The organism is Acidobacteriota bacterium (genome assembly GCA_039028635.1).
Classification (GTDB): domain Bacteria; phylum Acidobacteriota; class Thermoanaerobaculia; order Multivoradales; family JBCCEF01; genus JBCCEF01.
Genome location: JBCCHV010000027.1, coordinates 18,885 through 44,709, shown reverse-complemented (window position 1 = coordinate 44,709; position 25,825 = coordinate 18,885). Strand labels below are relative to the sequence as shown.

Below are 25,825 nucleotides of genomic sequence, written 5' to 3'. Positions count from 1 at the left end.
TCCGATGCCCCTGTCCTTCGAAGTCCTCGAGCGCTGCGGCGCAGCGCGGCGGGGACGGCTGCACACTCCTCACGGGGTGATCGAGACGCCAGCCTTCATGCCCGTCGGCACCCTCGGGGCCGTCAAGGGCCTTGGCCCGCCGACCCTGCGCCAGCTCGGAGCCTCGGTGATGCTCAGCAACCTGTACCACCTCGAGGTGCGGGCCGGGGTCGATCGCATCGAGCGCCTCGGAGGAGTGCACGCCTTCACCGGCTGGTCCGGTCCGATTCTCACCGACAGCGGCGGCTACCAGGTCTTCAGCATGGCCGATCGCCGCACCATCGACGACCAAGGGGTGCGCTTCAAGAGCCATGTCGACGGCCGGGCGATGGCCTTCACGCCGGAGCGGGTCCTGCGCCTGCAGGCCCAGCTCGGGGTCGATATCGCCATGATGCTCGACGAGTGTCCCCCCTGGCCGGTCGACCTCGCCACCGCCAGCGCCTCCTGGCGCCGTACCTTGGACTGGGCCCGGCGGGCACGACAGGGCTTGGCCGAGGAACACCGCCGGGGTTGGAGCGGTGACCTTTTCGGCATCGTTCAGGGAAGCGTCTACCCGGAGCTGCGGGCCCGCGCCGCCGTCGAGCTGGTGGAGCTCGATTTCGCCGGCTACGCCATCGGTGGGGTGAGCGTCGGCGAGCCGACGCCGGAGCGTCGGGCGGTGGTCGAATGGACCGCTCCCGAGCTGCCCGAGGACCGTCCCCGCTATCTGATGGGGGTGGGCTATCCGGCCGACCTGGTGCACGCCGTGGCCCACGGAATCGATCTCTTCGATTGCGTGCTGCCGGCGCGCAACGCTCGCCACGGCTACTTCTTCACCCGCCAGGGGCCCCTCAAAATCAAGAACGCGCGCTACGCCGAGGACCCGGAGCCCGTCGACGGCGATTGTGGCTGCCCGGTTTGTGGCTCCGTCAGCCGTGCCTTCCTGCACCACCTCTTCCGTTCGCGCGAGATCACCGGCGGGGTGCTGGCGACGCAGCACAACCTGTTCTTCTATCTCACCCTGATGGCCGATCTGCGAGCCGGGATCGCCGCCGGCGACCTCGACCGGCGCGCCGCTCGCTGGTTGCCGGAGGGCTGAGCCGAAGACGGCCTTCGGAGGGGCTTCCGGGAGGTCGTTTGAGGCCCCTTCCGGGCGGCCGTGGCGGCGACTTGCAAAGCGCCGTCCGGTCCTCTATTCTCCGGGTTCTCGGTTTGCGCCGCGAAGGGTTGTTGTGTGCCCATGGACGCTGTGCCGAGGAAGTTTTTAGAAACGAGGAACCGACCGATGCCCTCAGCTTTCATGACTCTGGCTCCCTTCTCGATTCTGGCGCAAGGGGCCGCTCCCGCCGGCAACTCCCTGATGAGCTGGGTGCCGATGATTCTCATCTTCGCCGTTTTCTACCTCGTGCTCTTCCTGCCCATGAGGCGGCGACAGAAGGCCCTTCAGAACATGATCGCGAACCTCAAGAAGGGCGATCGGGTCTACACCAACGGCGGCCTCTACGGTGAGGTCAGCTCGACGGAAGGCTCGACGGTGATCCTCAAGGTGGCTCAGAACGTCAAGGTCAAGGTCGCCAAGTCGGCGATTGCCGGGCTCGAAGGGCAAGAGGAAGGACAACGTCAATGAAGAACCGCAGCCTGTTGGTCCGCGGCCTGGTGATTCTGGGTCTGGTGGTGTTGGCCGCTTTCTCGGCCCATCCGCTGGACGAACGCATCAAGCTCGGTCTCGATCTCCAGGGCGGCATGCATCTGGTGCTCCAGGTGCAGACCGCCGATGCCGTCGATTCGGAGACGGACAAGGACATGACCCGTCTGCTCGACGTCGCCGAGGAACGCGATCTCGCCAATCTCGAGGCGCGCAAGACCGGGCCCCAGTCCTTCGAGGTCACCGGCGTCGATCGCGCCACCCAGGACGTCTTGGTCGACATCGTCAAGGACTTCCGCAACAGCGTCGGTGCCGAGTCCTGGGACAGCCGGCGCAGCGCCAACACGGTGCGCTTCGACATGACCGGAGCGAGCGTCAAGGACATCGAGCGATTGTCGGTGCGCCAGGCCCTCGAGACGATTCGCAATCGTGTCGACGCCTTTGGCGTGTCGGAGCCGGTGATTCAACCCCTCGGCGACAGTGATCGCCTGGTGGTGCAGCTCCCCGGCGTCGACGATCAGGATCGCGTTCGCGATCTGATCAAGCGCACCGCGTTCCTCGAGTTCCGGTTGACCGATTTCCCGCGCTCCGGCGGTGGCGGCGCGCCCACCCGGGAGGCGGTGCTGGCCAACTACGGCGGCACCCTGCCCTCCAACGTCGAGATTCTCGAGGGCAGCGAGCGCGACGAGCGCGGCCGGGCGCGCGAGTACTTCGCCGTCGAGGCCACCAGCGTGGTCACCGGTCGCGACCTCAAGAATGCCCGACCCAGCCTCGGTCAGTTCAACGAGCCGGTGGTCAACTTCACCTTCAATGCCGAGGGTGCCGACCGCTTTGGCGAGGCCACCGGCAACAACGTCGGACGCGGCCTGGCGATCATTCTCGACAACAAGGTGGTGACGGCGCCGGTGATCAACAGCCGGATCAGCGACTCGGGCATCATCGAGGGCAACTTCACCCAGCAAGAGGTGGAGGACCTCTCGACGGTGCTGCGCACCGGTGCCTTGCCGGCCGGCATCACTTACCTCGAGGAGCGCACCGTCGGTCCGTCCCTCGGGCGCGACTCCATCGAGCAGGGCCTGCGTGCCGGCTTGGTGGGCTTCGGCCTGGTGATCCTGATCATGTTCGTGGTCTACCGGTTCACCGGCATCAACGCCATCGTCGCCTTGGTGCTCGATGTCGTGCTGGTGTTCGGGGCGCTCGCCTACTTCGGGGCGACCCTCACCCTGCCCGGTATCGCCGGCATCATCCTGACCGTCGGTATGGCGGTGGACGCCAACGTGCTGGTCTTCGAACGCATCCGCGAGGAGCTGCGGGTCGGGCGCACGGTGCGCTCGGCCGTCGATGCCGGCTTCAGCAAGGCGTTGTCCTCGGTGCTCGACGCCAACATCACGACCTTGATCGCCTCCCTGTTCCTGTTCCAGTTCGGAACCGGGCCGATCCGAGGCTTCGCCGTGACCCTCTCCATCGGTATCTTGGCTTCCGTCTTCACGGCGGTCATCGTCAGCCGCTGGATCTTCGATCTGATTTTCTCTCGCCGCGGGCGGGTCGAGCGGCTGTCGATCTAGACAGCGTTATTCGCCGACGAGGGTTGAGAAGGAGTCGTTATGGAGTTCTTCCGCGACAGCCGCATCAACTTCATGAAGTACCGGAAGGTGATGGTGGTCATTTCGTGCATCTTCCTGACGTTGGGAGTTCTGGGGGTTTTCGTCCAGAAAAAGCTCAACATCGGGATCGATTTCGCCGGCGGTACTCAGCTCACGCTGCAGTTTCGGGAAGAGCCCGAGATCGATACCGTTCGCGCCCTGCTCGCCGATGCCGGCATCGACGACGCGGTCATCCAGCGCTTCGGCGAGGTCGAGGCCAATGAGCTCATCCTCAAGGCGCCGACCGTCGCCGGCAGCGAGGAAGGCAGCCGCGCCGCCATCATCGCCGCCCTCGATCAGCGCTACAACGAGGGCCGCTCGGTGGAGTCGGACCTCAATCGCGAAGGCGTCGAGGATCTGACCGCGACCCTGATGCAGGCCGACCCGCTCGCCTTGATCTCGGCGGAAGGGGCGGAGGAGGCGCGCGCCCGCTACACCGTGATCGCCGACTCGGTGATCGAGGAGCGTCGCGAGCGCGGCATCCTGACCTCGTGGGACGACCTTGCCGGCGTCGGTCTCGATCCCGCGGTCCTGGACGTCCTCAAGCGGGACATCTACCTGGGCTCCTTCTCGGTGCTCGGGGTCGAGAACGTCGGACCGCAGATCGGCAAAGAGCTGCGCCAGAAGGGCATCTTGGCGGTGGTTCTGTCGATGCTCGGCATGCTGGCCTACATCTGGGTGCGCTTCGAGCTGCGCTTCGGCATCGGTGCTCTGGTGGCCGTGTTCCACGATGTGCTGGTCTGCCTCGGCATCTATGCCTTCGCCGGATTCGAGTTCAACCTCACCACCATCGCGGCTTTCCTGACCCTGGTCGGTTACTCGGTCAACGACACCGTGGTGATCTTCGACCGGGTGCGCGAGAACATGCGCAAGTCGCGCCGTCGCCCCCTGATCGATGTCATGAACGAGAGCATCAACCAGACCCTGTCGCGCACCATCCTGACCTCCGGCACCACCCTGCTGGCGGTCGGTTCGCTGCTGGTGCTGGGGGGAGACGTGCTGCGTGGCTTCGCCTTCGTGGTGACCATCGGTATCGTGGTCGGCACCTACTCTTCGATCTACGTCGCCAGCCCCTTCGCCTTGCTCTGGGAGCAGTTCTTCGGCTCCGAGGCGAAGGCCGCCCGGGCCGCCCGCAGCAGCGCCTAGCGACCGGAGAAGAAGCCGTCACCCGGCTTCTTCTTCTACCGCCTGTGTTTTCCAGGGGGGCGCCCCTAGCCCCTCTGGAAATTGCCGTATAATCGAGGACCCTCTGAAATGGTGCGGCCTTCGGTAGGCGTGAGAGGTCGCGCGGAAGGCCTCCGGAGACCATGCCGACGGTCCGCAAGATCAAGCCCAAGCCCCCGGTGGCAGGGCCGCGGGTGGGCTCCATCGATCAGGTCGTCGCCCGCCTCGAAGAGCACGGGCGCCTCGTCGACGAGGGCTTGATCCGGCGCGTTTGGGACTACGCCGTCGAACGGCACGGCGACCAGAAACGCCGCTCCGGAGAGCCCTACGTCAGCCACCCCCTGGCCGTCGCCTATCTACTGGCGGACCTCAAGTTCGACCACGTCTGCGTGGCCGTCGGCCTGCTCCACGATGTCCTCGAGGACACCGAGTCGAGCCGCGCCGAGCTCGAGAAGCTGTTCGGCGTTGAGATCACCGACATGGTGGACGGCGTCACCAAGATCGGCCGCCACGAGTATGTCCGCCGGGACCAGGCGCAGGCGGAGACCTTCCGCAAAATGATCCTGGCCTCGGCCAAGGACATCCGCGTGGTGGTGGTCAAGCTCGCCGATCGGCTCCACAACATGGAGACCCTCGAGCACATGCCGAACGATGCGCGGCGCCGCATCTCGCGCGAAACCCTCGAGATCTACGCGCCGATCGCCCACCGTCTGGGCATGAGTCGGGTCAAGGGCGATCTCGAAGACCTCGCCTTCTACTATCTCTATCCCCACCAGTTCGCCGAGCTCTACTCGCGGGTGACGGAGAAGATGAAGGGGGCCAAGGGGGCGATGGAGAAGATCCGACGCTCCCTCGCTCGCCATCTCGGCGACGGCGCAATCGAGGCCGAGATCACCTTCCGGGTGAAGCGCTATTACTCGATCTACCAGAAGCTGCGGCGCCAGGGCATCGACATCTCGCGGCTCTACGACTTCCTGGCCTTCCGCATCATCACCCGCACGTTGCGCGACACCTATGCCGCCCTCGGTGTGGTCCACCAGCATTGGCGCCCGATTCCCGGTCGCTTCAAGGACTACATCGCGATGCCCAAGCCCAACCTGTACCAGAGCTTGCACACCACGGTGGTCGGCGAGAGCGGCCAGCCCTTCGAGGTGCAGCTTCGCACTCGCGAGATGGACCGCATCGCCGAGGAGGGTATCGCCGCCCATTGGCGCTACAAGGAGGGCAAGTCCTCTGCCGGCGAGGACGCCAACATTCTCTGGTTGCGCCAGCTCCTCGATTGGCAGAAGGAGGTCAAGGACCCCCGCACCTTCCTCTCCACCCTCAAGATCGACCTCTATCCGGACGAGGTCTACGTTTTCTCTCCGAAGGGGGAGGTGTTCTCCTTTCCGCGCGGCGCGACTCCCCTCGACTTCGCCTACAAGGTGCACACGGATCTCGGTCATCAGTGCTCCGGGGCACGGGTCAACGGCAAGCTGGTGCCGCTGCGGGCCAAGCTCCAGAACGGCGACATGGTGGAGGTGATGACGTCTCCCAATCGCCGACCGAGCCGCGATTGGTTGAGCTTCGTCGCCACCTCGCGGGCCAAGAACAAGATTCGCCAGTGGCTCAACACGCAGCAAAAGCAGCGCTCCGTCGAGATCGGTCGTCGCGTCCTCGAGAAGGAGTTGCGACGCTACAAGATGAGCCTCAAGCGTTTCCTCGATCAGGAGGGATTGACCCGCTACCTGGAGGATGAGGGCATCGGCGGGGTCGACGATTTGTTCAGCCGCCTGGGCTTCGGCAAGCTACCGTCGCGCTTGGTGGTGAATCGAGTGCTGCCGGAGGAGGAGACCTCCAAGCCGTCCGAGGAGCCGAGCCGCATCCGCCGTGCGGTCGAGAAGATCCTGCCCTTCGGTAAAGGTCCGATCGTGGTCAAGGGGCACGGCGACATGCTGGCCTTTCTCGCCCAGTGCTGCAATCCGCTACCGGGGGAGAACATCGTGGGCTACATCACCCGTGGCCGAGGGGTCTCGGTGCACTCGGTGGATTGCCCCAACGTCCGCAATCTGCTCTACAACGCCGAGCGTGAGATCGAGGTCGATTGGGCGCGGCAGAAGGACGACCTGTACCGCATCTCGCTTCTCATCGAGACCGAGGATCGCCCCGGCATCCTGGCGCGGCTGGCGGAGGCCATCGCCGGACAGGAGAGCAACATCACCCACCTCCAGGCCGAGACCGAGGAGATGGGGAAGGGCATCATCTCGGTGGTCGTCCAGGTGCGCGACAGCAAGCACCTCGACAAGATCGTGCGTCGCATCCGCGGCCTCGCCGGGGTGCGCACCGTCGATCGCCGCATGAGCGGCGCCATCTCCTAGCCCGACCATCTTCCGCAACCTTCGACCTTCGCCACGAAATCTGGTGAGAAGCTCGGGTTCCGGGCAGCGCAAAGCCGCCCCCGGTGGGGGGCGCTTCCGTCGCAATCCTGCGGATGGGGGACGCTCGGCGTTGGCCGGGCGTCGGATTCCTGCGGTCCTTCGGGGTCAGCTCTCGGCGGGGGCCTTCCAGTTGCGCGCCACCGGCTTCTGGACGGCACCGTTGCGAATGCAGCGGGTGCAGGCCCAGATGCGCTGGGTGGTACCGTCGATGACGGCGCGCACTTTCTGGAGGTTTGCCCTGAAGGGCCGATTGGTCACGTTGTGGGCGTGACTGATGCTGCGCCCGAAGGTCGTTCCTTTACTGCACAGAGCACACTTAGCCATGGTTTCGAAATCCTCCGTTCACCAAAGACGGCGAAGATATCAGATGCCCCCAGGTGGGGCAAGAGCCCTCGGGAAGGGCTCAAATGCACAGGTTCTTGGGCAGGTTTTCGTGGGTGGCAGCGAACATTCCGGTTCGTGCCCGATGACGTATGTGCTTCATTTTCAACAGCATTCGGGGTTATAATCTTCGATGGTCGCTGGATATTGCCATAGATGCATTCAATCCTTGACTCCCAGATTTTTTGCTGGTACGCTGCGGCGGCACTTTAACTATTTGCCGTTAAGTCGCCGCCATTATTGATTTTTTTCGAGGGGCTGGGCTGACATGTTCTTCGCGCGCAATAAGGGGGTCGTGGGCCTTGACCTGGGCAGCTCTGCCGTCAAGTTGGCAGAGATCCGGGAAAAGAAGGCCGGGGAGTACCATCTCCAGCGTCTCGGCATCGAGCCTCTGTCGCCGGAGGCGATCGTCGATGGATCCATCATGGATTCGTCGTTGGTGGTGGACGCCATCCACAAGCTCAACAACGAGGCCAGCGTCAAGAGCACCAGTTACGCCACCTCGTTGTCTGGCCATTCGGTCATCATCAAGAAAATCCAGTTGCCCTCGATGCCGGCCGAGGAGCTCGCCGAGTCGATCCAGTGGGAAGCCGAGCAGTACATTCCCTTCGACATCAACGACGTTCGCCTGGACTACGTTGTTCTCAGTGAAGGTGAGCCCGGTCACGACAACATGGAAGTGCTGCTGGTAGCGGTGAAGCGTGACAAGGTCAACGACTACACCTCGGTGATCAGCCAGACGGGCAAGTCGCCGGTGTTGGTGGATGTCGATGCGTTCGCGGTCCAGAACGCCTTCGAGGCCAACTACGACCTCGACCCCTTGAAGACGGTAGCGCTGATCAACATGGGCGCGGGGGTGACCAACATCAACGTCCTGAGCCGCGGCGCCACCGTCTTCTGGCGAGACATCTCCTTCGGCGGGAATCAGTTCACGGAGGCGCTGCAGCGCGAGTTCAATCTCTCCTTCGAGCAGGCCGAGCAACTCAAGCGCGGCGAGTCCGTCGATCGCTACAGCATCGCCGACGCCCGGCCGGTGCTCGATGCGGTCTCGGCCGAGATGGCCTCCGAGATCCACAAGACCTTCGACTTCTTCTCGGCGACCTCTTCCGAAGGGCCCGTCGATCAGCTCTACCTCTCGGGCGGTTGCTGCCTGACCACGAATCTCGAGCAGATTCTGCGCGAGCGCTTCGAGGTGCCGGTCGAGAAAATGGATCCTCTGCGCCGAATCAACTATCGCGAGAGCGACTTCAATACCGAGTGGTTGAGCGCCATCGCGCCGATGTTGGCGGTGGTCATCGGGTTGGCGATCCGCAAAGTGGGGGACTGAAGAGCCCATGATCAAGATCAATCTCCTTTCCGAGGGACGCAAGCCCGTCGCGGTCCGCAAGGGTCGTCGCGAGGCCGGCCCGTCGACGCGGGAGTGGGCGCCGATCATGTTGGGCCTGGCAGTGCTGGCCGGAATTCTGGTCTTCGGCCTCTGGTGGTGGAGCCTGCACAAGGAGATCCAGTCGAACCAGCGCGCCCTGGTGCAGGCGCGAGCCGAGTGGGCCGAGCTCGAGCCGATCATCCGCGAAGTCGAGGACTACAAGCGCAAGCAGACGGAGCTCGAGCACAAGATCGCAGTCATCAAGGATCTGCGCCGCAACCAGCGCGGTCCGGTGCAGGTGATGGACGAGATCTCGCGCGCCCTGCCGGAGCTGCTCTGGCTCGACAACATGTCGATGAACAACAGTGCAGTGACGCTCACCGGGAGGGGCTTCAACCCCAACGCGGTGGCCAACTTCATCGAGAACCTGGACTCGGTGCCGGAGTTCCAGGAGCCGATTCTGCGCGACACCCAGCAGCAGGGCAACGTCTACAACTTCACCGTTGTCTTCAATTACAGCTACTTGAAGCCGGCCGACGAAGAAGGCGACGAAGCGGCTGTGGCGGCGGGCGGATAGGAGGCGGAAGCGATGGCACTCGAAACCGGCCTCGAAGGCAAGCCCTGGTACTTCGGCCTGATCCTCGGCCTCGTCCTGGGCGGTGCGCTGCTCTTCCTCGGCAAGAAGGTTCAGATCGAGCCGAAGCAGCAGCAGATCGATTCGCAGCGCAGGGAGCTCGCCCAGCTCGAGACTCAGATCGAGCAGGGGCGGGCGGCGAAGCGAGAGCTGCCGCAGTTCCGCGAAGAGGTGCGCAAGCTCGAGATCGAGCTCGACAAGCTGCTGCGTATCCTGCCGGCACGGCGCAACACGCCGGAGCTGCTGCGCCGGATCCGCGCTCTGACCGAGCAGGGGGACTTCGGCTTCCAGCGCTTCACGCCGGGTGGCTTCATCGATCGTGAGTTCTACAGCGAGTGGCCGATCAGCATCTATGTCACCGGCGACTACCACAACCTGGCGCTGCTCTTCGACCGGGTGAGCCGGTTCTCGCGCATCATCAACATCGAGAACCTCAACGTGGGTGCGGCGCCGGGGCCGGGCGGACAGACCATCTCGGCATCCTTCACGGCCAAGACCTTCATCTACAAGGAGCCCGATCCAGAGGCGCTCCAGGAGCCAGCCAATTGAACCGCGCACGATGGATCCGTAGCCGACTGATGCTGCTGGCGCTGGCCGGCCTGCTGCTGGCGGTTCCCGCCGTCCTGGCGCAGGAGCCGGAGGCGGTCGAGACGAGCGCCGACGGCGACGAGGTGCTCGCCGACGACGGAGTCGACTCCGACCTCGCCGCCATCAATCAGATGCTCGAGGGCGACGAAGAGGCCTTCGAGGGCGATAGCGGCTACACCTACGATCCGGGGGATCGGCGCGATCCCTTCAAATCGCTGCTGGCGGCCCGCGACCAGACCGAGGTCGAAGGGCGGCGCCCCGATGGTGTTCCCGGCCTGTTGATCGACGAGATCGACTTGACCGGCGTTTTCAAGACCGGTGGGCGATGGGTGGCGCAGGTACAAGCCGCCGACAAGGACAAGGGTTACCTGCTGCGAGAAGGCGATCAGCTCTACGACGGCGACGTCATTGCGATCAACCGCAGCGAGGTGATCTTTCGCCAGATCGTGCGAGACCGAACCGCTTTGAAACCGTTTCGCGAGGTGGCGAAGAAGCTCAATCCTTAGCCGAGGTCCGAACCGGTTCCGCGCGGCGGAGCCGATTGGGAGGCGAGTGCCATGGGAGAAGGGGATAACCGAATGATGAGGTCTAGAGCCAAAACCTGGGTCCTGATGCTGGCGTTGCCGGCCGCTTTGTCCTGGGCCGGGTGCGCTTCCTCCGCTGCCTCGCAGCCGGCGTCGGGAACCGATGCCAGCGCCGAGACGACGGTGAGTGGCTCCCCGTCCGCGGCAGTCGAGCCGACCGATACGGCAGTCGAGGTGCGGACCGTCGAGCTGCTCGAGGGGGCGCCCGACGCTGCCCTGCGGGTCTCCGCCGACGGCGACCTGATCTGGACCGGCTACCGGGACGAGCTCGGCCGCCTGATCGTCGAGCTACCCAACGCCGTCCTTGCGGATGCGCTGCCGGAGGAGATGGAAGGGGCCGGCTTCGTCACCGCCATCGCCCTGTCCGAGAGCTACGAGGGGGGCAAGCCGACGACCCGCATCGTGGTCGACTCCGGAGTACCTTTCGAGCACTCGATGGCCGGAGAAGGAGCCTCCCTGGAGGTCTTCCTGATGCCCTCCGAGCGGACCGCGGAGGCCGCGCCGACGGCGACCGCCGACGCGGAGCTCGATTACGAGCCGCTGCCGGCCGCCGACGAAGAAACGCTGGCCGCAGCCGAAGAGCTCGAGGCGCCCCCGGCGATCGAGACGGCGGCCCTCGAGCCGGCCCCGGTGGCGGTCGACCAGCGGGTGGGCACGGCCGACGAGCCGCTGCACGCACCGGCGCCGGCGGGCCCCTTGGCGAGCCGCCTCGATGGGGTCGAGATTCTGCCCTCCGCCCGCGGTACGGCGGTGCGCATCGCCGGCGACGGCGAGTTCAGCTACTCGACCTTCGCCCTCTCCGACCCCAATCGTTTCGTGATCGACCTCGAAGGGGTGATCAACCAGAGCGCCACCTCGACGATGGTGATCGACGGGGTCGATGTCGAACGGGTTCGCATGGCCCAGTTCCGACCCGATCCGGATCCGGTGTCGCGGGTGGTGTTCGATCTCACCGAGCAGGTGGTGCCGCAGGTCGAGCGCACCGGCGAGGGTTTGGTGGTGCGCTTCGGCGCTCCGGCGACCCCCGCCGTCGAGAGCGCGGACCTCGCCGGTGTCGGCGCCGAGAACGGTACCGATGGCTTCGCCCAGGGCGGTAGCGAGGTCGAAACCTCGGACCTCTACGCCGACGACAGCTACGAAGTCGAAGAGGCTTACGAGGCCACGCCCGATGCAACCACCGGCTATGGCGCTCCGGAAGTCGCCGAGGAGCCGGCAGTGGCGGCCTACGAGCCGGTTGCGGTGGAGCCGCAGCCGTCGACCTACGAGGCTCCCCTGGAGACCTATGAAGTGACGGTCGAGCAAGAGCCGGTGATCATCGCCCAGGCGACGCCGCCGGTCGAGGTCACGCCGCCGGCCGCTCTGGAAGGCTCGTCGACCAGCGATCTCGAGCTCTTCCGTCGTGCCGAGGTCAAGCTCGAAGAACCGACCGATGCCGCTGCCGGAACCCAGAGCTTCACCCCTCAGGCCATCGGCGGTGCCGAGAAGGAGTATGTCGGCGAGCCGATCTCCTTCAGCCTGCGGGACTCGGATCTGGTCGAGACGCTGCGCGCCTTCGCCGTTCTGAGCGGTCTCAACCTGGTGATTCAGCCCGGAGTGCAGGGCAGCGTCACGGTCGAGCTGGTGGACGTGCCCTGGGATCAGGCCTTCGAGCAGATCCTGAAGATCAACAGCCTCGGCTACGAGCTCGAAGGCAACGTGATGCGCATCGCGCCGATCACGACGTTGCGGGCGGAAGCCGAAGAGCGGCAGCGCCTCGAGCAGGCGCGCTCCCTCTCGGTGCCGCTGTTGACCATCATCAAGCGCCTGAGCTACGCCAACGCCCAGGCGGTGGCCACCCTGCTGCAGTCGCGCGGTGGCGTGCTGAGTCAGCGTGGCAGCGTGATCGTAGACGGTCGCACCAACACTCTGATCATCAAAGAGCTGCCCACCATCATGGACACGGTGATCGCGGTGATCGAGAACCTCGACATCGCCGAGCCTCAGGTGATGATCGAAGCGCGCATCGTCGAGACTCGCAAGAGCTTCACCCGCACGCTGGGCGTCGATTGGTCCCTCGGTGGGGCGGCCAATGCCGCCAACGGCAACACCACCGGCCTGACCTTCCCGGCGACGGTCGATGGCTCCGGCGGTGTCAACCTGGTGACCGGCGGCAACACCGGCTTCCTGAACCTCGCCCTCGGCTCGCTGGGTGGGACCTTCAACATCGACGCCGAGCTGGTGGCGGCCGAGAACGAAGGCCTGGTGAACGTCCTGTCGGCACCGAAGGTCGCGACCCTCAACAACGAGCGGGCGTCGATCCAGAGCGGTTTCCAGATCCCGATTCAGACGGTGGCGAACAACACCGTCAGCGTGCAGTTCGTCGAGGCCACGCTCAAGCTCGAGGTGACGCCGCAGGTGACCGCCGAAGGCACCATCCTGATGCAGATCAACATCCAAAAGCGCAACCCGGAGTTCGCCCTCGCGGTGCAGGGAGCGCAGGCGGCACCGATCTCGACTCAGGAAGCCCAGACCCGGGTGATCGTGCGCGACGGTGGTACCACGGTGATCGGTGGCATCTACGAGGTCTCGACCAACGATGGTCAGGATCGCGTACCGGGTCTTGCCAACATCCCGATCTTCGGGCATCTTTTCAAGAACAAGAGACGCGAGGACTCGAACAACGAGCTCCTCATCTTCATCACTCCGCGAGTGATGCGGCTGTAGCCCGCGGGAGCCTGGATCATGAAGAAGCAAGCCATTCTCTTCCTCGTTTTGCTCACCCTCCTGGGGTTGGCTGGTTGTGAGTCCCGAACCGACCGGAGCGAAGGCGGCGTCGTTCTCTCGGTATCCGACTTCGACGGTCTGCCGGTGCAGGCCGCCGTCAATGCCCAGGCCGGTGCTCCTCTGCAGCTCGGTCAGGTGACGATTCAGAACATTCCGAAGGATGCCGGGGCGGCCGTCTCCGACTTGATGAACGTCGAGATGCGGTCCTACGAGATCGTCTACACCCGGACCGACTCCGGAACCCGGACGCCCGGAACCCTCGTCGGCAGCATCTTCGGCGTGGCGCCCGTCAACGGCACCGTCGACTACGACAACCTGGTCATCTTGCCGGGCGATCAGTTCAACAATCCGCCGCTGTCGGATCTGCTGTTCATCAACGGCGGAACCGACACGGAAACCGGTTTTCAGACGATTCGCCTCAACTTCCAGATCCGGTTCTTCGGCAGAACCCTGACCGGCGATGAGGTCGTGACCGCTCCCAGTCGGTTCGATGTCGCCTTCGTACCGTAAGAGACGAGAGGGCTGATCATGAACGTGCGTACGACTACCATCCTTCGATTCGCCCTGCTGGCGATCGTCGGCCTCTGCGTCCTGATGCTGCCGGGCTGCTCGAGCGATTCGTCGAGTGAGCCGGCGCCCACCGGTGGTGGTGGAGCCGGCGGCGGTGGAGGTGGCGGCAGCAACTTCACCGTCACCGTGACGGCCTCGCCGACGATTCTGCCGGCTGGCGGGACTGATCCGTCTCTCATCCAGGTGCAGGTGCGCCAGGCCAACGGCGCGCCGCCGGCCAACGGCACCACGGTGGTGGTGACCACCACCCTGGGCAGCCTCGGTACTCCCGGTGGACAGAACTCCGTCGCCCTCAGCCTGACCAACGGCAACGGCGCCATCCAGCTCTTCCCCGGCACCAGTGCCGGTCTGGCCTCGGTGCAGGCCCAGATTCAGGGCAGCGTCGGGGTGGCGCGGGTCGAGTTCCGCGAGGCCGAGACCTTCTTCGTCTCCTTCATCGACCCTGGCGTCGGTCTGCCCGCGGGAGGTGACACGGTCACCGTCAACGGTGGTGGCTTCGTCGCTCCGGTGCGGGTGACCTTCGGAGGCATCAACGCGCAGGTGCTGTCGGTGTCCTCGAATCGGATTCGGGTGGTGACGCCGCCATCGCCGAACCCGGGGAACGCCCAGGCGGTGGTCAACATCGTGGTGACCATCGGTCTCAACACGCCGGACCAGGCCACCGACAACCTGTCCGGCGGATTCACCTACTCGCCGGGTGGCGAGACCGAGATCCCGACGGTCTTCTCGGTCACCCCGTCGACGGGTCCGAACGAAGGCGGCACCCTGGTGACCCTGGCGGGCTCCGGATTCCAGGCGCCCCTGCAGGTGGTCTTCGGGCAGGGTGGCTCGCCCGACGCCTTCACCGGTCAGGAAGCCGAGATTCGCTCCGTCTCGCCCACCCGCCTGGAAGTCTTGACGCCGGCCGCGACGGGCTTCGGCCAGAACAACCAGAACGCTTCGGTGGATGTGCTGGTGCGCAACCTCGATAGCGGGCTGGCGTCGATTCGGCCCTCCTCTTTCCGCTACGGCTCGGAGGTTCTGATCACCTCCGTCGGACCGGGCTCGACGCCCTATTTCGGAGGCGATCTGGTCACCGTCTTCGGCCAGGGCTTCGATGCGCCGGTGGCCGTCGGACTGGCCGGCTTCGCCCAGAGCGTCCGCTCCGTGACCGGTACCGAGATCGTCGTCGAGACCAGCGCCATCGTCACCGACACCTGTGACGATGTTTCCGGTGGTGCGTCGGTGACGAATATCGAAACCGGTGACAACGCCGAGATCAACCAGCCGATCTTCACCTACCTGGTGGAGCTGTTCTCACCGGTTGCGACCTTCCTGGATCCGACCTTCGGCCCGCAGGGCGGAGGCACCCTCGTGACCATTCGGGGCGCCAATCTGCGGGACCTCCTGGTGACCCTCGGCGAGCGGCCGGCGGAGATCATTTCGGTCAACGCTGACTTCAGCGAGATCGAGGTGCGGACGCCGTTCCTGCCGACGGAGCTCCTCGGCGAGGAGGCCTGTGACGACAACAACGACGGCACCGCCGGCACGCGTTACGTGCCCACGGCGGTCGATCTGCAGGTGGTCAACCGAGCGACGACCTGCCAGTTCAGCTTCCCGGACGCCTTCGTCTACAACCCCAGCAACTCCAGTTGCCGGGGAGACACGGCTCCGCCTCCGCCGCCCTCGAACTGATTCGAGCGGCGTCGTAAGAAGCTGACCAAATCTCGGGGCGATCTACCTGGACGGTAGGTCGCCCCTCTCCGTATACTCGTTTGTCATGAGCCTGAAACGGATCTTTGGGGTTTCCCTCTGCCTGTTGACCATCCTGCTGACGATGGCGGCCTGCGACAGCGCGTCGCCGGTCGCTCCGGCGGGCACCACTCTGTCCATCACCGTCGGTCAGAGTCGGATCTCCATCAACGGTTCGACCACCGTGCGCGTCACGGCCCTGCGTTCCAATGGAACACCGGTCAACCCGGGAACTCAGATCCGCCTGAGCACGACGCTGGGAACCATCGACGGCATCATCACCACCGATGCCGACGGCGTCGCCCTCGGAACCTTGCGGGGCGACGGTCGCATCGGCATGGCGACGGTGAGTGCCTCCGTCGGCACCACCGAAGCGGCCACCGTCGATGTCGAAATCGGCGAGGCGGCCGCCAACGTCAGCCTGCAGGCGAACCCTTCGTCGATCGCCGAGACCGGTGACCGCATCGAGCTGCTGGCGTTGGTGCGCAATGCCGACGGCCAGCCCTTGCGCAACGGTGACTCGCTGGTCAATTTCACCGCCGATCTGGGCAGCTTGTCGTCGGGGGGCATCTTCCTCGACACCGACTCGGACGGCGTCGCCCGCGACACCTTGCGGGTCTCCGAGAGCGACATCAGCACCCTCTCCGGCGACTCCTTCAGTGTCGGCGCCCAGGCCGGTGGCGCCGGGGCGCCGGCTTCCGTGACGATCAGCATTCAGCGGCCGCCCGATGCCGAGTTCAGCTTCGTGGTCAGCGGCCTGACGGTGGCCTTCACGGACGAGTCGACCAACAACCCGACGCGTTGGCGTTGGGACTTCGGCAACGGTCAGTCGAGCACCTTGCAGAACCCGACCTTCGTGTTCAGCTCGGCGGGCGAGAAGCTGGTCACCCTGGAGGTCGAGAACGCCATCGGCATCGACCAGATCTCGAAGGCGGTGCAGATCACCAACTAGGGCGCAAGCCTCGGAAGGCTCTCAGGGCGTGCCGACGGGCACGCCCTTTTTGCTGGCTGGGGCTCGGCGACGATCTTCCTCCAGCCTTCCATCGGCTGCTGTGGCGCGGACCCTGAGCTGGTCCCCGAGCAAGCCGCTTTCTCCTTGGCGGAGAAGGCGTTACAATCAACCGAGCTCCCTGTTCAAGGTCGGCGGCTATAATTGCTCGACGGGCAGAGGAGCGCCTGGGTGAACGCGAAAACGGATTCGGCAGGGCCGGCCTTCGTCGGTCTTCGAGGGGACTTCCATGGCTGACAACGATCCCGCGCAGGGGCGCCTCGCGGAGCTGCGAGAACGCTGGGAAGCCGACCGCTCTTCGCGCATCTTCCTGCAGCTCGCGGAAGAGTATCGCCGCGTCGGCCGCACCCACGAGGCGCTGGCGGTGCTGCGCGAAGGTCTCGAGCAACACCCCAACCACCTCTCGGCCCAAGTCGCCATGGGGCGCAACTTCCTCGATCTCGGGGAACCGGTGCAAGCGACCACCACCTTCGAGGAAATCGTCGCCAAGGATCCCACCCACCTGGTCGCCAACAAGCTTTTGATCGAGGCTCGCCTGCGGTGCGACGACGCCGAAGGCGCCGCCGATCGTCTGGCCCACTATCGCCAGCTCAACAGCGGCGATCCGGAAATTCCCGATCTCGAGGGCCGGATTCACGCCCTGCTCGAGCAGGCGGCGGCGGTCCCCGAGCCGGATCCTGTTCCGCGGGCAGCGAGTGAACCCTCTCCCTTCGGGGAGATCTTCGCCGACCCCGATCGCCGCCGATATCTGCGCTCCCTCGACGAAGGAGGGCTGTTTCCAGTCCCCAAGGAGTACTACGAGGAGCCGCCACCTCCCGCCCCTGCGGCCGCTTTCTCGCAAGTGCCGGAAGCGGACTCGGCACCGCCCGAGATGGCGGCCGTTGCGGTCCACGGCGGCGATCCCGTGGCGGAGTCGCCGCCGGAAACCGATCCGGCGGCGACCGCGACCCTGGGCAGCCTCTACCTCGAGCAGGGGCACCATCGCGAAGCCGGCGAGATCTTCGAGGAAGTGCTGCGCCAGGAGCCCGAGAGCCCGCGGGCGCGGGAAGGGCTCGATCGTGTCGAGGCCCTGGGCGATCCGCCGCTGCAGGCAACCGACTTCCTGGTGGGGACGGAAGATTCCGAAGATCCGCCCCGGGTCAGCCTTCTGAAAGCCTACTTGGACCGAATTCGGCGGCGGAGCAAGCGTCATGTTTCTTGAGAAGCTGAGCCAGATCAGCAATCGCATCGACGGCGCCATCGCACTGTCGCTGATCGACAAGGACGGCATCGCCGTCGAATCCGTGAGTGCCGACGAGAACCTCGATCTCGAGCTGCTGGCGGCGGAGTTGGTGACTCAGGCACGGACGATCTCCGACCACCATCGGGACCTCGAGGTCGGGGATGTGCGTCAGTTCTCCATTGCCACCGACCGCATGACCCTCATCGTGAGCGCGGTGACCCCGGGCTACTACCTCCTCCTCGTCCTCGGCCCTCGCGGAAACTACGGCCGCGCCCGCTTCGAGCTGCGGCGCGCCAGTCTCCTGCTGGAAAAGGACCTCTACCTGTAAGTCGGCCAGGCGACCAGCGCCGGCCCAAGCGATTCAAAGGGGTATGGATGTGCTGACCTTCGAGCAGATCAAGGAGTTGATCGAATTGGTGGGGAAGCGAGAGCTGAGTGGGCTCGAGATCGAGCGCTCCGGCTTTCGCCTGAAGGTCGATGGCAAAAGCGCGCCGGTCGCTTTGGCGCCAGCGGCGGCCCCGGCGGTGGAGGTGGTGGCTGCGCCGGCGCCGACGGCGGTTGCCGCGCCGGTGGTGGTCGAGGAAGAGCCGGCCGAGGCCGTCGACGAGGGAGGCCACACGGTGACCTCGCCGATCGTCGGTACCTTCTACAGCTCACCCTCTCCGGATGCCGATGCCTTTGTCGCGGTCGGCGATCGGGTGCGCCAGGGGCAGGTTCTCTGCATCGTCGAGGCGATGAAGATCATGAACGAGATCGAAGCCGACGCCGCCGGTGTGGTGAAGCAGATCCTGCCCAAGAATGGCCAGGCGGTGGAGTACGGCGAGCCCCTTTTCGTCCTGCAGGCGGACTAGTCGGCGGCGCCAGATGTTCAAGAAGATCCTCATCGCCAACCGAGGGGAGATCGCCCTTCGGATCATCCAGGCATGTCGCGAGCTCGGCATCCAGACCGTGGCGGTGCACTCCACCGCCGATCAGGAAAGCCTGCACGTCACCTATGCGGACGAGGACGTCTGCATCGGCCCGCCGCCGCCGGCGGGCAGCTACCTGAACGTCTCCCGCATCATCTCGGCGGCCGAGATCACCGGTGCCGACGCCATTCACCCGGGGTACGGCTTTCTGGCGGAGAACGCCGCCTTTGCGGAAGTTCTCGGCGAGTGCGGCCTGAAGTGGATCGGGCCGCCGGCGGAGACCATCCGCTTGATGGGCAACAAGGCCCAGGCGCGCAAGTCGGCCGATGCCGCCGGCGTGCCGGTGTTGCCGGGCAGCAAGGAACCGCTCGAGTCGCCGGAGGAAGCCGCCCGGCGGGCGGCCGAGGTCGGTTACCCGGTGATTCTCAAGGCCAGCGCCGGCGGTGGCGGTCGCGGTATGCGCATCGTCCAGGAGGAGTCGGAGATCCGGGGCCAATTCGCCACCGCTAGCGAAGAGGCGGAGCTGGCCTTCGGCAACGGCGACATCTACCTCGAGAAGTACCTCGTCGAGCCTCGCCACATCGAGTTTCAGGTGTTCGGCGACTCCCACGGTAACGTCATTCATCTCGGCGAGCGTGAGTGCTCGATCCAGCGGCGTCATCAGAAGTTGATCGAAGAAGCGCCGTCGCCGGCCTTGGACGAAGCTCTGCGGGAGCGCATGGGACGGGCGGCGGTGGCCCTCGCCGAATCGGTGGGCTACGAGAACGCCGGTACCATCGAGTTCTTGCTCGATCAGGACGGCTCCTTCTACTTCATGGAGATGAACACTCGTATCCAGGTCGAGCACCCGGTGACGGAGATGGTGAGCGGCGTCGACCTGGTGCGGCTCCAGCTCGAGGTCGCCGCCGGCGATCGGCTGACCATCCCGAGCGGTCGCAAGCCGCGGGGGCACGCCATCGAGTGCCGCATCAATGCCGAGGACCCGGAAAAGTTCACTCCCTCGCCGGGGCCGCTGAAGACCTTCCACCTGCCCGGCGGGCCGGGAACGCGAGTCGATACCCACGGCTACGAGGACTACGTCATCCCGCCTTACTACGATTCGTTGGTCGCCAAGCTGATCGTTCACGACCACGATCGCCGGGCGGCGATTCGGCGCATGGCGCGAGCCCTCGACTTCTTCGTTGTCGAAGGGATCAAGACCACCATCCCGCTGCATCAACGGATCCTGCGCGATGCCGCTTTCCAAGAGGGAGATTTCTCGACCCGCTTCATGGAGCGATTCCTGGCGTCCAACGCGCCGGATCCGGCGGCCCAGTGATCCCCCGGCGGCGCCCGCAACCGTCGGCGATTTATGGCATCGCCGATGTTCGGGCGCTGGCGCCGACGGCGCTACCGGATGCGGTCGAGGAGCTGGCCGACGCCGGCCTCGAGTGGATCCAGCTACGCTGGAAAGAACCCGATGATCGCCGCTTTTACGACCTGGTAGCGGCCACCCTGGAGCGCCTCGAAGGCCGTTCCGTCGCGCTCTGGATCGACGATCGCGCCGACCTCGCGGCCCTCTTTCCGGTGGCCGGGGTGCATGTCGGCCAGCGCGATCTGCCGCCGGCGGCGGTGCGTCGAGTGGTGGGGCCGGACTGCTGGATCGGCCAATCGACCCATGATCTCGACCAGGTGCGACGAGCCCACGACGACCCGGATGTCGACGTCGTCGCCCTGGGACCGATCTTTCCGACCGTCAACAAGCAGAATCCGGATCCAGTGGTCGGCCTCGACGGCTTGCGGCAGGCGCGCGCCGCCACCGACAAGCCCTTGGTCGCCATTGGCGGCATCGACGCCGACCGACTGCCCGAGGTGCTGGCTGCCGGTGCCGACTCGGCAGCGGTCTTGGGAGCTGTCACGCAGGCACCGCGGCCGCGAGCCGTAGCGCGCTTGCTGGCCGCCGCAACGGCCGCCGTCGAAGTCCAGGGAGGGACCGCACGATGAGCGCAAAAGAACAGTTCGGCAGTCGCTGGGGGCTCCTGCTGGCGACCCTCGGCATGGCCGTCGGCACCGGCAACATCTGGCGCTTTCCGCGGGTCGTGGCGTCGAACGATGGCGGCAGCTTCCTGGTCGCCTGGTTCGTCTTTCTGCTGTTGTGGTCGATTCCGCTGATGATCGTCGAGTTCTCCTTCGGCAAGCAGTCGCGCCTCGGCACCGTCGGTGCCTTCCGGCGCCTCGCCGGTCGAGGCCGCTCCTGGATGGGTGGATGGGTGGCGCTCTGCGCCACCGGCATCATGTTCTATTACGCGGTGGTGGCCGGCTGGTGCCTGCGCTTCCTGGCCGCTTCCTTGACCGGTGAGCTGCAGCGGCGCGAACCCGGGGCGCTGTGGGACGAGTTCTCCGCCTCCTGGGCCGCCGTCGGGACCCAGGTGTTGGCCCTCGGCGCCGCTCTGGTGGTGGTTTGGTTCGGGGTTCGCGGCATCGAGCGGGTCGCCAAGGTGTTGATTCCCTTGCTGGTCGTCCTGGTGGTGATCCTGGCCGGCCGTGCGATCACCCTGCCGGGAGCGGAACGAGGCCTGGAGTTCCTCTTCACCCCCAACTGGGCGGCCCTCGGTCGACCCCAGGTCTGGCTCGAGGCGCTGACCCAGAACGCTTGGGACACGGGGGCCGGTTGGGGGCTGATCCTGACCTACGCCATCTACATGAAGGTGCGCGAAGACGTTCCCCTGAACGCCGCCCTCATCGGCTTCGGCAACAACTCGATGTCGCTGCTGGCCGGCATCATGGTGCTGTGCACCGTCTTCGCGATCAACCCCGGGGCGCGCGACGAGATCGTCGGCGCCGGCAACGAGGGGCTGACCTTCGAGTGGATGCCCCAGCTCTTCGCGGCCATGCCCGGCGGCAGCGTCTTCATGGTGCTGTTCTTCCTCGCCCTCTCCTTCGCCGCCCTCACCAGCCTGGTGTCGATGCTCGAGCTGGCGACGCGGGTTCTGATGGACTTCGGTTTCCGTCGGCGCCGCGCCTTGCTCTGGGTCGGGGGCGCCGGCGTGCTGTTCGGAATGCCGTCGGCTCTCTCGATGCAGGTATTCCAGAATCAGGATTGGGTGTGGGGCCTCGGCCTCATGCTTTCGGGCCTCTTCTTCGCCCTCGGGGCGCGCAGCTATGGGCTCGAGAAGCTGCGTCGGGAGGTGGTCAATGGCCCGGGGTCGGACCTGCCGGTGGGGCGATGGTGGACCTTCGTGGTCGGCGTGCTGGTGCCCCTCGAGGCGCTGATTTTGATGCTGTGGTGGCTCTATCAGGCCTCCGGCGGTGACTGGCTCGACCCCTTCGGATCGTTCAGCGTCGGGACCATCATTCTGCAGTGGGGCGTTGCGCTGCTGGCGCTGGTGGCGATGGAGCGCTGGTTGTCCCGCGCCGGGGAGGGAGGCTGATGGACGGAACCGCGATCTTGTGGATGGTGATTCTCTGTGGCTGCGTTTGGGGTGGATTCCTGACGCTTCTCTTTCGCGCTTTGCGTAGTGAGGGGAGGAAGGAGGAACGCTCCGGGCGTTGATCGCCGGGTGATCGCATGCGAGTCTTTCTGACCGGCTTCATGGGGGCCGGCAAGACCTCCGTGGGCCGGATGCTGGGGCGTCGCCTCCAGTTGCCGTTCCGCGACCTCGACCAGGAGATCGAGCGCACCGCCGGTAGGCGGGTCGCCGAGATCTTCGCTCGTGAGGGCGAGGCCGGCTTTCGGCGCCGCGAGCGAGAGGAGCTCGAGGGTCAGTGTCAGTCCCCTCGGCTGGTGCTGGCGACGGGCGGTGGGACGGTGGTGCAGCCGGGGATCGCCGACCGTCTGCGGGAGCTCGGCCGGGTGGTATGGTTGCGGGCTGATTTCGCTACCCTGATCGAGCGTCTCGAACGCCGCGCTCGGGGTGTCCGGCCGCTGTTTCGGGATGCGGCGCAGGCGCGCGCTCTCTACGAGGCCCGTCTGCCGTTCTACGGACAGTGTGACCTGGTGATTGAGATGGGCCCGCGGGAGGAACCGAGCGAGGTGGCCGCCCGGGTGGCTTTGGGGCTCGAAGAGCTGGTGGTGGGAGGACGATGAAGTACTTGATCCTGTCGGACATGCACGGCAACTGGGAGGCACTGCGAGCTGTGCTGATCCATGCCCGCCGCAAGCGCTTCGACGCCGTCCTGATGCTGGGCGACGTGGTCGGCTACGGCGCGGCGCCGAACCAGGTGGTCGAGGGCCTCCTCGGTCTGTCGCCGAAGGTCTACGCCATCCGCGGTAATCACGACAAGGTGGTCGCTGGAATCCAGGAGGGCGAGAACTTCAACCATGCCGCCCTCGAAGCCGCTCGCTGGACGGCGGAACGGTTGACGGCCAAGAACCGGCGCTACGTCTACGAGCTGCCGGAGGGTCCGATCCGGGTGGCGGAGGATGTCGCCATCTGTCATGGCTCACCGCTCGACGAAGATACCTATGTGCTGTCCGACTTCGACGCCTTCGAGATCTTCTCGGCCTTCGACTCGCCCTTGACCTTCTTCGGTCATACCCACGTGACCTCGATGTTCTGGGTGCGCGGGGGGCATGTGAGGGTCGAGGCCCTGCGTGGCAAGACGGGACGGATCGCGCTCCATCCGGAGGCGCGCTACCTGATCAATCCCGGGTCCATCGGCCAGCCGCGAGACCGCGATCCGCGAGCCTCCTACATGACCTACGACAGCAGTCGCCGAGTGGTGCGCTGGTATCGCGTCGCCTACCCCATCGATAAGGCCCAGAAGCGCATCCTGAGCGCCGGCCTGCCGGGCATGCTCGCCGAGCGGCTGGCCTTCGGAATGTAAGCGCGATCTCGCGTCGGCCGGAGGCGCTGCCGACAGCGGCGGCGGCCGTCCGTGTCCTCAGGCAGCGCCGTCAGCGAGCTGCTCGCTCAGACGGGCCTGCCGAAAGCGGCGCACCATCGCCAGCACGCCGCCGAACAGGATCACGTAGAGCCCGAACCAGACGAGCTGGATCAACGGTTTCTCGGTGAGATCGAGGGCCAGCCGCGGCGGCTCGGCGGTGACCGCCATGCCGGCGGCGCCGATGACTTCCAGGATGACGGCACCGTCGGTTGCGTTGATGCCGCCGACCCGCAGGGCTCCACCGCCCGGGAGGGACAGCGGCGGAGCTTCGGCCGCGCCGCGCTGGTCGAAGGTGTAGCGCGGCGTCAGGGCCGTCGTCTGCCCCTGGTGAACCACCTCGAGGGTGGCGCCGACGGTGATCGGCTGATCGCTGGCCATCTGCGCCATCGCATTGCCGCCGGCTGACAGATCGAAACCCAGGAACTGGACCCGCAGGTCGCCGACCTCGAGCTGCTGGCCCTGGGCGAGCTGCAGCCGCTCCGGCGCTCCGGCGGGGCGTCCGGGATCGTACTCGATGGGCGAAATGTAGAGGTCCATGTTCCACAGCTTGCGAATGTGGGGATTGACCATCAGCTGACGGGTGCGGTCGTTGATGAACATCTTGGGGTAGGCGTAGTACTCGGAGCCGTTGGGCCGCTCGACCTTGATCTCCAGCCGCTCGCGCTCGGTGGCGGTGCGCGGCATGGTTCGGGTGAAGGTCAGGGTGGTGCCGTTGTCGAGGGTCTGCGGCTGGTTCTGGGCCAGGGTGACCTTGACCTGGCGATCATAGGCCGACGACGCCAGGAATCCGATCAGGATGATGCCGACGCCGACGTGGGCCAGATAGCCGCCGGCGGCGGTGACCCCGCCGACGCGGGCCCGCGCCATGGTCTTCTCGAAATTGGTCACCAGGGCGACCGTTGCCAGGAAGATCAGCAGAATGTGGAGCTTGCCGTAAGCGCCCAGGTAGAGCGAGAAGAGGCAGGCGGCGACGCCCACCAGGGAGGGCACGATCAGGCGTTTCAGGATTTCCCGCGGCGGGCGCTCGCGCCAGGTGAGGTAAGGCACCACGCTGAGCAGGAAGGCGGTCAGCAGGGCGATCGGCTGGTTGACCTGGTTGTAGAACTCCGGCCCCACCTGTCCCGGGTTCTCCATGAAGCCGGTGAGCAGAGGCGCCGAGGTGCCGACGGCGATGACCACCGCCGATGCCAGGACGGTGATGGTCGAGAAGACCAAGAAGAACCCGCGGGTGAGGAGAGAGTCTTCATTGGTCTGGGTCGGAACCTGGCCCAGGCGGGTGGCGATCAGCCAGGTTGGAAGCACGATGAAGAAAACCATCAGGGCGACCAGCCAGCGCGAGATGCCGAGGTCGACGAAGCTGTGGACGGAAAAGTCCGCCAGCACGCCGGAACGGGTCAGGAAGGTGCCGTAGAGCACCGCCAGGTAGGAGAGGACGGACAGGATGTAGTTGGCTCGCCGGTAGCGCTTCCGGGTGCGTTCCATGTAGAAGCCGTGGATCAGCACGACGAGCAGCAACCAGGGAATCAGTGAGGCGTTCTCGACCGGATCCCAGCCCCAATAGCCGCCCCAGCCGAGGGTCTTGTAGGCCCAGTACCCGCCCATCAGGATCGCGGCGCCGAGAATCAGGAAGCCGGCGAGGGCCCAGGGGAAGGCGCGCGCCGCCCAGTCGCGATAGTTACGGCGCCAGAGGGAGGCGACAGCGAACGAGAAGGGGATCGCCGTCAGCGAGTAGCCGATGAACATCACCGGCGGGTGGATCACCATCCAGTCGTCCTGCAGCAGGGGGTTCAGGCCTTTGCCGTCGATCGGCGTCTCGGCCAGCATGACGAAGGGGTTCTCCCGCACCAGGATGAACAGCAGGCCGAGCTGGGTGAGGGTGTAGACGCCCATCACCGGCGCCTCGAGATCGCGGCCGGTGGTGCGCCAGAGGAGAACACCGAGCAGAGCACCCCACAGCAGCCAGATCAGGAAGCTGCCCTTCTGACCGGCCCAGAAGGCGGCGATCTGGAAGTGGCCGGCGAGGTCGAGGCCGGAGTGCTGGAAGACGTACTCGATGCGGAAGTCGCGGCGCCAGAGGGCGAGGAAGAGGATCGCCGACGTCAGGACCGTGGCGAGGGCGAAGAGGCCATAGGAGCGGCGCGCGAAGGGGCGAGCAGTCTCGTCTCCTCGCAGGACCAGCGAATAGCCCCAAAGGGTGGTGACGGCGAAGGCCAGGGCGCACCAGAGGGAAACCGCCCCGGGGAGATAGAGCTGCGACAGAGATCCCACTTTCTGATTCTCCCGGCGATCACCAGGCGGAGCCTGAGAAGCGCCCGC

Annotated in this window: 23 protein-coding genes; 21 read left to right on the top strand and 2 right to left on the bottom strand. The window is 65.8% G+C overall.

The window, feature by feature from the left end; translation table 11 throughout:
• Nucleotides 1-4 precede the first annotated feature (4 nt).
• From tgt to AAF604_12595, 5 genes are all read left to right on the top strand, one after another.
• A complete protein-coding gene (tgt, locus tag AAF604_12615) occupies nt 5-1,117 on the top strand; it encodes a tRNA guanosine(34) transglycosylase Tgt (GenBank protein MEM7050500.1) in 1,113 nt (370 codons plus the stop codon).
• A 186-nt stretch (nt 1,118-1,303) separates the two neighbouring features.
• A complete protein-coding gene (yajC, locus tag AAF604_12610) occupies nt 1,304-1,645 on the top strand; it encodes a preprotein translocase subunit YajC (protein MEM7050499.1) in 342 nt (113 codons plus the stop codon).
• Nucleotides 1,642-3,228, top strand: coding sequence for a protein translocase subunit SecD (gene secD, locus AAF604_12605; protein ID MEM7050498.1), 1,587 nt, complete (start codon nt 1,642-1,644; stop codon nt 3,226-3,228). The genes yajC and secD overlap by 4 nt, the downstream gene beginning before the upstream one ends.
• A gap of 39 nt (nt 3,229-3,267) precedes the next feature.
• Nucleotides 3,268-4,452 (top strand): protein translocase subunit SecF, encoded by a 1,185-nt coding sequence (secF, locus tag AAF604_12600; GenBank protein ID MEM7050497.1) that lies wholly within the window; start codon nt 3,268-3,270, stop codon nt 4,450-4,452.
• A 161-nt stretch (nt 4,453-4,613) separates the two neighbouring features.
• A complete protein-coding gene (locus AAF604_12595; protein MEM7050496.1) occupies nt 4,614-6,827 on the top strand; it encodes a bifunctional (p)ppGpp synthetase/guanosine-3',5'-bis(diphosphate) 3'-pyrophosphohydrolase in 2,214 nt (737 codons plus the stop codon).
• A 165-nt stretch (nt 6,828-6,992) separates the two neighbouring features.
• Here the strand turns inward: AAF604_12595 and rpmB are convergent, their stop codons facing one another.
• The gene (rpmB, locus tag AAF604_12590) at nt 6,993-7,211 is read right to left on the bottom strand and encodes a 50S ribosomal protein L28 (protein ID MEM7050495.1); all 219 of its coding nucleotides are present in this window, start codon (nt 7,209-7,211) and stop codon (nt 6,993-6,995) included.
• Between the two features lie 352 nt (nt 7,212-7,563).
• On the opposite strand from rpmB, the gene pilM reads away from it, so the two are divergent.
• From pilM to AAF604_12510, 16 genes are all read left to right on the top strand, one after another.
• Nucleotides 7,564-8,595 carry a type IV pilus assembly protein PilM gene (pilM, locus tag AAF604_12585; protein MEM7050494.1) on the top strand — a complete coding sequence of 344 codons (1,032 nt, stop codon included), beginning with the start codon at nt 7,564-7,566 and terminating at the stop codon, nt 8,593-8,595.
• Nucleotides 8,596-8,602: 7 nt separating this feature from the next.
• Nucleotides 8,603-9,211 (top strand): PilN domain-containing protein, encoded by a 609-nt coding sequence (locus tag AAF604_12580; protein MEM7050493.1) that lies wholly within the window; start codon nt 8,603-8,605, stop codon nt 9,209-9,211.
• Between the two features lie 12 nt (nt 9,212-9,223).
• Nucleotides 9,224-9,817 carry a type 4a pilus biogenesis protein PilO gene (gene pilO, locus AAF604_12575; protein ID MEM7050492.1) on the top strand — a complete coding sequence of 198 codons (594 nt, stop codon included), beginning with the start codon at nt 9,224-9,226 and terminating at the stop codon, nt 9,815-9,817.
• The gene (locus AAF604_12570) at nt 9,814-10,362 is read left to right on the top strand and encodes a hypothetical protein (GenBank protein MEM7050491.1); all 549 of its coding nucleotides are present in this window, start codon (nt 9,814-9,816) and stop codon (nt 10,360-10,362) included. Before pilO ends, AAF604_12570 begins: the two co-directional genes overlap by 4 nt.
• 72 nt (nt 10,363-10,434) lie before the next feature.
• On the top strand, nt 10,435-13,143 hold the full coding sequence (pilQ, locus tag AAF604_12565; GenBank protein MEM7050490.1) for a type IV pilus secretin PilQ: 2,709 nt from the start codon (nt 10,435-10,437) through the stop codon (nt 13,141-13,143).
• An 18-nt stretch (nt 13,144-13,161) separates the two neighbouring features.
• Entirely contained in the window at nt 13,162-13,713 is a 552-nt protein-coding gene (locus tag AAF604_12560) for a hypothetical protein (protein ID MEM7050489.1), read from the top strand.
• Between the two features lie 18 nt (nt 13,714-13,731).
• On the top strand, nt 13,732-15,447 hold the full coding sequence (locus tag AAF604_12555) for an IPT/TIG domain-containing protein (protein ID MEM7050488.1): 1,716 nt from the start codon (nt 13,732-13,734) through the stop codon (nt 15,445-15,447).
• 85 nt (nt 15,448-15,532) lie between these two features.
• Nucleotides 15,533-16,456 carry a PKD domain-containing protein gene (locus AAF604_12550; GenBank protein ID MEM7050487.1) on the top strand — a complete coding sequence of 308 codons (924 nt, stop codon included), beginning with the start codon at nt 15,533-15,535 and terminating at the stop codon, nt 16,454-16,456.
• 286 nt (nt 16,457-16,742) lie between these two features.
• Nucleotides 16,743-17,714 (top strand): tetratricopeptide repeat protein, encoded by a 972-nt coding sequence (locus tag AAF604_12545; protein ID MEM7050486.1) that lies wholly within the window; start codon nt 16,743-16,745, stop codon nt 17,712-17,714.
• Nucleotides 17,704-18,063 (top strand): roadblock/LC7 domain-containing protein, encoded by a 360-nt coding sequence (locus AAF604_12540; GenBank protein MEM7050485.1) that lies wholly within the window; start codon nt 17,704-17,706, stop codon nt 18,061-18,063. The genes AAF604_12545 and AAF604_12540 overlap by 11 nt, the downstream gene beginning before the upstream one ends.
• A 52-nt stretch (nt 18,064-18,115) precedes the next feature.
• Complete coding sequence (gene accB / locus AAF604_12535) at nt 18,116-18,586, top strand: acetyl-CoA carboxylase biotin carboxyl carrier protein (protein MEM7050484.1); 471 nt, start codon at nt 18,116-18,118, stop codon at nt 18,584-18,586.
• Between the two features lie 13 nt (nt 18,587-18,599).
• A complete protein-coding gene (accC, locus tag AAF604_12530) occupies nt 18,600-19,961 on the top strand; it encodes an acetyl-CoA carboxylase biotin carboxylase subunit (GenBank protein ID MEM7050483.1) in 1,362 nt (453 codons plus the stop codon).
• Nucleotides 19,958-20,626, top strand: a complete 669-nt coding sequence (thiE, locus tag AAF604_12525) for a thiamine phosphate synthase (GenBank protein ID MEM7050482.1) — start codon at nt 19,958-19,960, stop codon at nt 20,624-20,626. The genes accC and thiE overlap by 4 nt, the downstream gene beginning before the upstream one ends.
• Nucleotides 20,623-22,053 (top strand): sodium-dependent transporter, encoded by a 1,431-nt coding sequence (locus tag AAF604_12520; GenBank protein ID MEM7050481.1) that lies wholly within the window; start codon nt 20,623-20,625, stop codon nt 22,051-22,053. Before thiE ends, AAF604_12520 begins: the two co-directional genes overlap by 4 nt.
• Before the next feature lie 137 nt (nt 22,054-22,190).
• Nucleotides 22,191-22,709 carry a shikimate kinase gene (locus AAF604_12515; GenBank protein ID MEM7050480.1) on the top strand — a complete coding sequence of 173 codons (519 nt, stop codon included), beginning with the start codon at nt 22,191-22,193 and terminating at the stop codon, nt 22,707-22,709.
• On the top strand, nt 22,706-23,449 hold the full coding sequence (locus AAF604_12510) for a metallophosphoesterase family protein (GenBank protein ID MEM7050479.1): 744 nt from the start codon (nt 22,706-22,708) through the stop codon (nt 23,447-23,449). Before AAF604_12515 ends, AAF604_12510 begins: the two co-directional genes overlap by 4 nt.
• Nucleotides 23,450-23,506: 57 nt before the next feature.
• Here AAF604_12510 and ccsA read toward each other — a convergent pair whose 3' ends face one another.
• Nucleotides 23,507-25,777, bottom strand: a complete 2,271-nt coding sequence (ccsA, locus tag AAF604_12505) for a cytochrome c biogenesis protein CcsA (GenBank protein ID MEM7050478.1) — start codon at nt 25,775-25,777, stop codon at nt 23,507-23,509.
• Nucleotides 25,778-25,825 lie beyond the last annotated feature (48 nt).

Excerpts from the sequence above, each read along its gene's own strand:
- tgt (MEM7050500.1), top strand. The coding sequence starts at position 5 with ATGCCCCTGTCCTTCGAAGTCCTCGAGCGCTGCGGCGCAGCGCGGCGG.
- yajC (MEM7050499.1), top strand. The coding sequence starts at position 1,304 with ATGCCCTCAGCTTTCATGACTCTGGCTCCCTTCTCGATTCTGGCGCAA.
- secD (MEM7050498.1), top strand. The coding sequence starts at position 1,642 with ATGAAGAACCGCAGCCTGTTGGTCCGCGGCCTGGTGATTCTGGGTCTG.
- secF (MEM7050497.1), top strand. The coding sequence starts at position 3,268 with ATGGAGTTCTTCCGCGACAGCCGCATCAACTTCATGAAGTACCGGAAG.
- AAF604_12595 (MEM7050496.1), top strand. The coding sequence starts at position 4,614 with ATGCCGACGGTCCGCAAGATCAAGCCCAAGCCCCCGGTGGCAGGGCCG.
- rpmB (MEM7050495.1), bottom strand. The coding sequence starts at position 7,211 with ATGGCTAAGTGTGCTCTGTGCAGTAAAGGAACGACCTTCGGGCGCAGC.
- AAF604_12580 (MEM7050493.1), top strand. The coding sequence starts at position 8,603 with ATGATCAAGATCAATCTCCTTTCCGAGGGACGCAAGCCCGTCGCGGTC.
- pilO (MEM7050492.1), top strand. The coding sequence starts at position 9,224 with ATGGCACTCGAAACCGGCCTCGAAGGCAAGCCCTGGTACTTCGGCCTG.
- pilQ (MEM7050490.1), top strand. The coding sequence starts at position 10,435 with ATGATGAGGTCTAGAGCCAAAACCTGGGTCCTGATGCTGGCGTTGCCG.
- AAF604_12560 (MEM7050489.1), top strand. The coding sequence starts at position 13,162 with ATGAAGAAGCAAGCCATTCTCTTCCTCGTTTTGCTCACCCTCCTGGGG.
- AAF604_12555 (MEM7050488.1), top strand. The coding sequence starts at position 13,732 with ATGAACGTGCGTACGACTACCATCCTTCGATTCGCCCTGCTGGCGATC.
- AAF604_12550 (MEM7050487.1), top strand. The coding sequence starts at position 15,533 with ATGAGCCTGAAACGGATCTTTGGGGTTTCCCTCTGCCTGTTGACCATC.
- AAF604_12545 (MEM7050486.1), top strand. The coding sequence starts at position 16,743 with ATGGCTGACAACGATCCCGCGCAGGGGCGCCTCGCGGAGCTGCGAGAA.
- AAF604_12540 (MEM7050485.1), top strand. The coding sequence starts at position 17,704 with ATGTTTCTTGAGAAGCTGAGCCAGATCAGCAATCGCATCGACGGCGCC.
- accC (MEM7050483.1), top strand. The coding sequence starts at position 18,600 with ATGTTCAAGAAGATCCTCATCGCCAACCGAGGGGAGATCGCCCTTCGG.
- AAF604_12520 (MEM7050481.1), top strand. The coding sequence starts at position 20,623 with ATGAGCGCAAAAGAACAGTTCGGCAGTCGCTGGGGGCTCCTGCTGGCG.
- AAF604_12515 (MEM7050480.1), top strand. The coding sequence starts at position 22,191 with ATGCGAGTCTTTCTGACCGGCTTCATGGGGGCCGGCAAGACCTCCGTG.
- AAF604_12510 (MEM7050479.1), top strand. The coding sequence starts at position 22,706 with ATGAAGTACTTGATCCTGTCGGACATGCACGGCAACTGGGAGGCACTG.